At 64.2% G+C, this 7,342-nt stretch carries 2 protein-coding genes; both read left to right on the top strand.

Features of this window, described 5'->3' with window-relative positions; translation table 11 throughout:
• The first annotated feature begins 76 nt into the window (after positions 1–76).
• Positions 77–2,164: a neutral/alkaline non-lysosomal ceramidase N-terminal domain-containing protein gene (locus AC16DP_RS09360; RefSeq protein WP_329731782.1), complete on the top strand. Its 2,088-nt coding sequence runs from the start codon at positions 77–79 to the stop codon at positions 2,162–2,164.
• A gap of 997 nt (positions 2,165–3,161) precedes the next feature.
• Positions 3,162–7,043, top strand: coding sequence for a tetratricopeptide repeat protein (locus tag AC16DP_RS09365; protein ID WP_329731783.1), 3,882 nt, complete (start codon positions 3,162–3,164; stop codon positions 7,041–7,043).
• The last annotated feature ends 299 nt before the right edge of the window (positions 7,044–7,342 follow it).

The following is a 7,342-nucleotide window of genomic DNA, read 5'->3' on the forward strand; positions in this document are numbered from 1 at the left end:
ACCCGGGTGGCTCGTGGACATCATCGTGACGCGCAAGCGTGTCCGCAGGTAGGCCACCCGAGAGGAGAGACACGTCATGACCAGCCTTCCGTCGATCGTGCTGGGCCTGGAGGAGCCACCCGAGGAGCTCGAGGTCGCGCGCGTCCCGCCCGGGAAAACGTTCACTGATGGTGTGCTACGGGCCGGAGCCGCGAGGGTGGACATCACGCCCGGCTTCCTCACGCCCACGGCGGGCTGGTCGCTGTCCGGACACAGGATGCGTGCGATGTGGGGGCGGCTCCACGCGCGCGTGCTCGTGCTGGACGATGGCCAGGGGGAGCGGGTGGCCCTCATCGCGGCGGACCTGCACGCGGGCTCGCGCTACCTCGCGGAGAGGCTCGCGGAGCGCACCGCGTCACTGGGCCTGCACATCGGCCGGCTCTTCCTCACGGGCACGCACACGCACAGCGGACCGGGCAACTTCTACGGCAGTCCGTTCTACGATTCCCTCGCGCAACCCAGGCCGGGGCTGGACGCGCGGGGGGTGGCGTACCTCGTGGAGCAGTTGGAGCGGGGGGTGCGCGAGGCCTGCGAGCGCCTGCGCCCGGCGCGCGTGGGGCATGGCGTGTCCCGGCTCTGGGGGTACTCGCGCAACCGGAGCATGAAGGCCTCCCGCGACAACTTCCCTGGCCAGGAGGACGCCGCGCTCCGCCGTGAAGCGGAGGCCCTGGGCTTTCCCGAGGGCACGCCATCCGACATGCCCTCGGAGCTCGCACTCGAGCAGGTGTTCGTGGACCCGCGGGTGCAGGTGCTCTGGGCCGACGAGGCGCAGGCGCCCCACCGGCCGATTGGCGCCTTCGGCACGTTCGGAGTGCACTCGGCGATGCTCGCCCTGAACCACGCCCTGGGAAGCGCGGACCTCTTCGGGGTGGCCACCCACCATGCCGAGCACCTGATGCGCCGTGCGGAGCCGGGCACCGAGCCGGTGCTCGGGCTCGCCGCGGGCACCATCGGGGACTCGGACCCGACACTGCCCGGCATGCCGGTGGACGAGCTGAAGCGGCAGCGCCACGGCCGGACGCGGAACCTGGAGCTGGCGGAGAAGGTGGGCCAGGAGCTGGGACAGCGTCTCTACGAGGCGTGTGGCGCCGCACGAGCACGGGCGGAGACGTCGGTGCGCCTCTCGGTCCACTTCGACGAGCCCACGATTCGCGACGCCACGCTGTCGGATGGCACGCGGCTGCCGCGCGAGGCGCAGGTGGGAGGCCCCACGCTCGGCGGCTCGGAGCTGGGAGGAGGGATTCCCATCCTGTTCCGCGAGGGGATGCGGAACACGCTGGGGGACACCGATCCACAGTGGCCCAAGGAGCCGCCGCTCCTGCTGGAGAGCATCCTCGCGGATCTCCTCAAGTACCAGCCGCCGGCCCTGCCGCTGCGGCTGCTGAAGGTGGGGAGCGTGTGGCTGATGGGGCTGCCAGGAGAGCCCACGTCCTGGCTGGGCAACCGCCTGGGCCGGGAGCTGCGCCAGTTGGGGGCACGCGAGGTGATGGTCGCGGGCGTGTGTGGCGACTACGTGGGCTACCTCACCACGGGGGCCGAGTACGAGCGCCAGCACTACGAGGGCTCCAGCACGATCTGGGGAAGGAACACGGAGCGCTGGCTCGTCGAGCACTGCCGGGCCCTTGCGGGGAGCGCACCCGGGCGCGTCCCCTCGAACGCAGCACGCTTCCCGGTGAGGTGGGGCGGGCACGAGGAGCTCTCGAGCCCAAGACCGCCGATGAACGATGCCCTCCCCTACTGGCCCCGGCGGCCCCGCTTCGACGAGCCGAGACTGTTCCGGGGACGCCTGCTGTTACGAGGGAGCTGGTTCGCCTGGGCGCCACAGGAGAACCGGGAGCTGGGGCGAGGGCCCTGGGTGCAACTGGAGGACGCGGACACGGGCGAGGTGCTGCACAGCCGAGGGCTGCCGGTGGATGACCAGCATCAGCGCTTCCTGCTGGAGTTCACCGACGACGAGGACCACATCGACTGGCGCTGGTCGGTGATGCTCGAGGACTGGAGGCACTGGGTGGGGCGGACGGTGCGCTTCCGGGCCCTGGGTCCGCGAGGCGTCCGCGTGCAGCCACCTCCGGGGGCCCAGTGGCCCGAGCGCCAACTGGTGGCGAACCCCCCGGAGGACCGATAGGCGTCTAAGTTCGAGTTTCGCACTTTTTCAGGGGCCCAACTGACGGTAGGCAGAGGGAAAACGTAGTTCCAGAGGAAAAAACGGGTGTTTTCGGAGGACCCATGGCTCACGAAGGTTCGCGGAAACTCCTTCGGTGTTTCCCCCATGGCTTGAGCTGTGATGGCTTCCCTGCCGCAGATGGTGCCGCTCTCGATGAGGAGTCTCCCCGAGAGTTTCAGAGGGACAAGCACCAAGAAGAGCACCGCGTACTGGGTGAGCACGCGTACTGGGTGAGCAGGAGTCTCAGGTCGCCCCCCTTCGAGCCTACCCAAAAAGTGCGAAACTCGAACTAAGCAGGTGACCAAAAGTCCCCGACACAATAACGCGGAGGGCCTACGCTGAGCCGATGCGCAAGGCAGGAGTCCTCTCCCGCCGCATTGAAGGCCGTTCCTTTTTGTAAAGGAACTTTGGCTACCTACTTATAGCGTCTCAGCAAAGTAATGTCAGGGCTGGCGGGATCGGGAGGTCCGAGCCCTGCCACAGCCTGCGCAGGAAGTGGTCTTTCCTGCAGATGGCGTCGTGTTCGGCCTCGACGACCGCTCCGCGGTGGTAGGCATCCACGCGGCGTCCGAGCGGACATTACTTTCCTGAGACGCTATAGCGGTGTTCCTCCATCGTGGACATCACCGTGACGCGGCGGCGCGTCCGCAGGCAAAAGGAATGGCACACAACCGTGAACCGCAGAAGAAGAAGGCCGGGCTACTGAGCCGGGACGTGCCGAGGCCTCTGGCAACGGAGCCGAACCCGAGCGCGGAACCTCGGCAGGCGCCTACGCTCGCCCTCGATCAAGAAGCAGCGAGGGCGGGCGGATGTACGCAGTAGAACGACGTAGCGGCTCGATGCAGGACAACCAGCCCTGGGATTGGGGCAGTTGTAGTGACGTAAGTGGGTCAAAAAAACTCCTGTCGCCTGCCCCCTCCCCTCATCCAGCAAGCTCGACAACAAGTATACTCGCCGCATGCATACTGCCGAGAACAGCACCCGACGGGCCGACGTGGTCATTCTAACGGCCGTGAAAGAAGAGTACGGAGCTGTGCTGCAAGTGGAGGCCGGCGCGTGGCCAGGCTCTACTTGGGATAAGGACGCCCAGAGCCCCAACAACCTGCTGGTCTCCTTCCGCAACTTCCAGGGATGCGGCGAGAGACCGCTGCGCGTCGCCGTCGCTCGGACCGCGAACATGGGCGCAGTTTCGGCCACCCATGCGCTCGACCAACTCGTCCAAGCCTACGATCCGGTGTGCATCGCCATGTGCGGAGTCTGTGCGGGGCGTCCCGGCAAGACCAATTTGGGCGACGTCATTGCCGCCGACAGGCTTTTCTTCCACGACGTCGGCAAGCAACTCTCCGCAGACTTCCAGTCGGACATCACGACGTACAACCTTCGTGATGACTGGAAGGTGGCCATTGAGCACTTCGACTTCGCCGCCCACTTACGCTACCAGCAGTGGTGGCTTGAGCGCCCGGTGCCTTACGCATGGCAGGAGAGTTGGCTACTCGCGAAACTGCTCGAAGGAGTCACCAACCCGGGGCGTCTCCCCGAGTGCGATGTGGCCTGTCCGCAGTGGACGAAGGTTGTCGAAAGGTTGTGGGCCTCCGAGCTCCTTGAGAAGGACAAACTCCAACTCTCGACCAAGGGCCGGGCGCACATCGAGAAACTGCTCGTCACTCATCGAGGCCAGTTCCCTGATATTTCAGTTGCTGGCAAGGACAGCAAGTTGCCATTCCGCGTCCATGTGGCCCCCATCGGCAGCGGCAGCGGTGTCATCGAAGACGAAACGTACTGGGGTTTTGTGACCGACAGCATGCGCAAAACGCTCGGCTTGGAGATGGAGGCAGCGGCCGTTGGCGCGCTCGCCCACGCGCTGCAACCGAACCGTGGGCGACCACTTCATGCGCTAGTGATGAAGGGCGTGATGGACTTGGGCAACGAGGGCCGAGATGATCTCTTCAAGGACTTCGCCGCCCGCGCCTCCGCCGAGTGCCTGCTGGCCTTTCTGCGTTCGCACTTAGACCCAGAGTTGATTCCTGGCGTGGACGACCTCCTTGTTCCCGGCACCGAGAAAATGCCGGCGGACCCACCTCCATCCGCTCTCCTCACTGCGCGGTATCAAGCGGTGGGCTTCGAAGAGTCGGGCCGCGCCGATATCCTCGCCGAATTAAATCGCTGGTGTGACGAAGGGCCGACAATGGCAGTGCGCCTCATCCATGCCGAGGGTGGGGTAGGCAAGACCCGCCTCGCCATCGAATGGATACGACAGCGACGGGCGGCGCGGTGGGCCGCCGGCTTCTTGGCAGCAACGGCTGCCGAGGATTGGTTGGAACGTCTATGGGCGTGCGGTCAATCGGTCGTAGTCGTGCTCGACTATGCCGAGAGCCGCCAAGGACTCCAAAAGATCCTCCAGCGTGCTCAGGACTACCGGCAGCAGGAAGGGAGCCGTGCCCTCCGGCGAATGCGCATCCTGTTGCTGGCTCGTAACTGCGGCGACTGGTGGACAGCGCTGCGGCAGACCGATACAGGGATGGGAAACTGGCTCGTGACCACACCGCCGCACGAGTTGAAGCCACTCGTTACGAACGAGGTCGAGCGCAAGGAACTCTTCTGCCGCGCGGTGGCGGCCTTCTCGCCAGAGAAGACGAATCCCATCGGTGGACGCCCACTGCCTACTCTTAGCGATAAACTATTCGAGCGAGTGCTATACCTCCACATGGCGGCAATCGCTTTCGTCGAGGGATGTGAACTTGCCCCGAACAAGTTGATGGATGCCATACTCGACCATGAGGAGCGGTTCTGGGCATCGCGCGCTACAGCCGACGAGGTGAAAACATCAGAGCGACAGTGGCTAGCCCGCCAGATGGTGGCTGTTGCCACGCTCCGTGGTGGACTCGCCGACCGAAACGATGCACGCACTGCCGCCGAACGACTCCTCGACCACACGCCGTCTGACGAAGAACAGGCGGTGCTTGGGCTGCTTCATCGAGTTTACGAGCGCGCTAGGGGGGAGATGTATCTGCCCGCGCTAGAGCCTGACCTCCTCGGTGAAGCAATGGTGCTGCGCGTTGCTGCCCCGCCGCTCAAAGAGCATCGAGTGTCAGCCAATTGGATTGAGCGAGCGTTCCCTCCCGACGACCATACAAGCGCCGTACAGACCGGCTTGGAGGTACTCGGACGCGCGTCTCTGGTCTCGCCCGCGCTGATGCGGCCTTGGATGGAGCGGATGCTCTCCGGGCTTCTGCTGGAACGGGCGTCGCTGGCGCTCAACGCCGCGAAGTCCGTGGGGTTGCGCACCGCGTTCTCGCCGCTCGGCGAGGTGCTCGCCGACCTGGTTGAGGCGGCAGGAGATCTCGAGGTTGCGCGCACGCTGGACAAGGCCATATTGCCTTTCCCAACGGTGTCACTATGCCGAATCGCCGAGTGGACACAGCGGACGCTGCTCATGGCTGTTCCAGAATCAGCGGACGAGGGCATACAGGAGGAGCGGGCGCGGCGACTCAGTGAACTCAGTATGAGGTTACGTGCGCTAGGGCGCAAAGAAGAAGCACTAGCGGCAGCCCGCGAGGCTGTCGAGTGCTTCAGTCTCCTCGTCCAGAGAAACCCCAACCCATTATTAGGGCTCAGCCTCTCCACAAGCCTCAACTACTACGGGATCACGTTGGGCGATATGGAGTACTGGGAGGAGGCGCTAGCGGCGACTCGCGATGCCGTCTACCTTGGCCGCTCTCTCGCCGAGATCAACTCTGACACCTTCCTCCCCATCCTTGCCGCGAGCCTCACCAATCTTGGCGTAAGATTGATTGGGATGAGGTACTGGGAAGAGGCATTAGCGTCGCTTCGCGAGGCCCTCGAACACTATCGCCTCCTTGCCCAGCGCAATCCCGACGCCTTCCTCCCCAATCTCGCCACAAGCCTCTCCCATCTTGGCAAAGGGTTGAGAAGCAGTGGGCACCCGAAGGAAGCATTAGCGGCGACTCGCGAGGCCGTTGACCTTCGCCGCACTCTCACCGAACGCAATCCGGATGCATTCATCCCCGACCTCGTCGAGAGCCTCATCGACCTAGGCGATAGCCTAATCGAGATGGGTCGAGAGGACGAGGCGCTGGCGGCGATTCGCGAAGCCGTAGATCTTCGCCGTCGCCTCGCCGAGAGTAACCCCGACGCATTCCTCCACGACCTCGCTGCGAGCCGCATCGACCTCAGCCACACATTGCGTCGATTGGGACACCAAGAGGAAGCGCTGGATGCGGCGAACAAGGCCGCTGTGCACTACCGCATCCTCGCCGAGCACAATCCCGACGCCTTCCTCTCCGGCCTCGCTGCGAGCCTCCACAACGTCAGCGCAGGGTTGTACGACATGGATCGAAAGGACGAGGCACTGGCGACAATTCGCGAAGCCGTAGACCTTCGCCGTCGCCTCGCCGAGAAAAACCCCGACGCGGTCCTCCCTTACCTCGCACTGAGTCTCATGAGCCTCGGCGCCATCTTGATGGAGAAGGAGCGTATGGAAGATGCCTTGACAGCGACTCGCGAAGCTATCGACATTAGCCGTCCTCTCGCCGAGCGTGACCCTGAAGTCGTCCATACCCTCGTCGGGAGCCTAGTCAATCTCAGTAGCATGTTAAGCGAAATGGGATGGACAGAGGAGGCGCTGGCGGTCGCTGAGGAAGCTGCCAACAAACTCTGGCCCTTCTTCGAATGCAACCCGCACTCATTCGAGCACCTCGCGAAACATATGCTCGACCAAGCGCAATTGCTTCACAAATCACTCCATCAACCTTACTCGCGGATGCTCATCAGGCGAATCGCCACCTTCGAGCGCCTCACGAAGAGCACCGTTCGCCGGTAAACCTGAGCAACTATTGGCCTCTCTGGTTCAGGAGGTTGTGGAAAGCCGCCCACCGGAGCAGATAGGATGCTGTTGTCCGAGCGTCTGGTTCCAAAAGTCGCATTGGGGAGAACCAGGAGGTGGAGCCGAAGATGAGGGTGCGCTCATGGGCATCCCAGCGGTCCTCGCGAAGCCTAGGAGCTTGTCGGAGTATCCCACCGTAGAGGGTGGACCAGAGGGGTGACGCCCCAGGTGGTCCTTCAGAGGGGAGGCGAGTTCTGGTTGAAGGTGGAGGGTGAGCACCACCTCGACGAAGAAGC

It is taken from the genome of Archangium sp., from assembly GCF_057119385.1.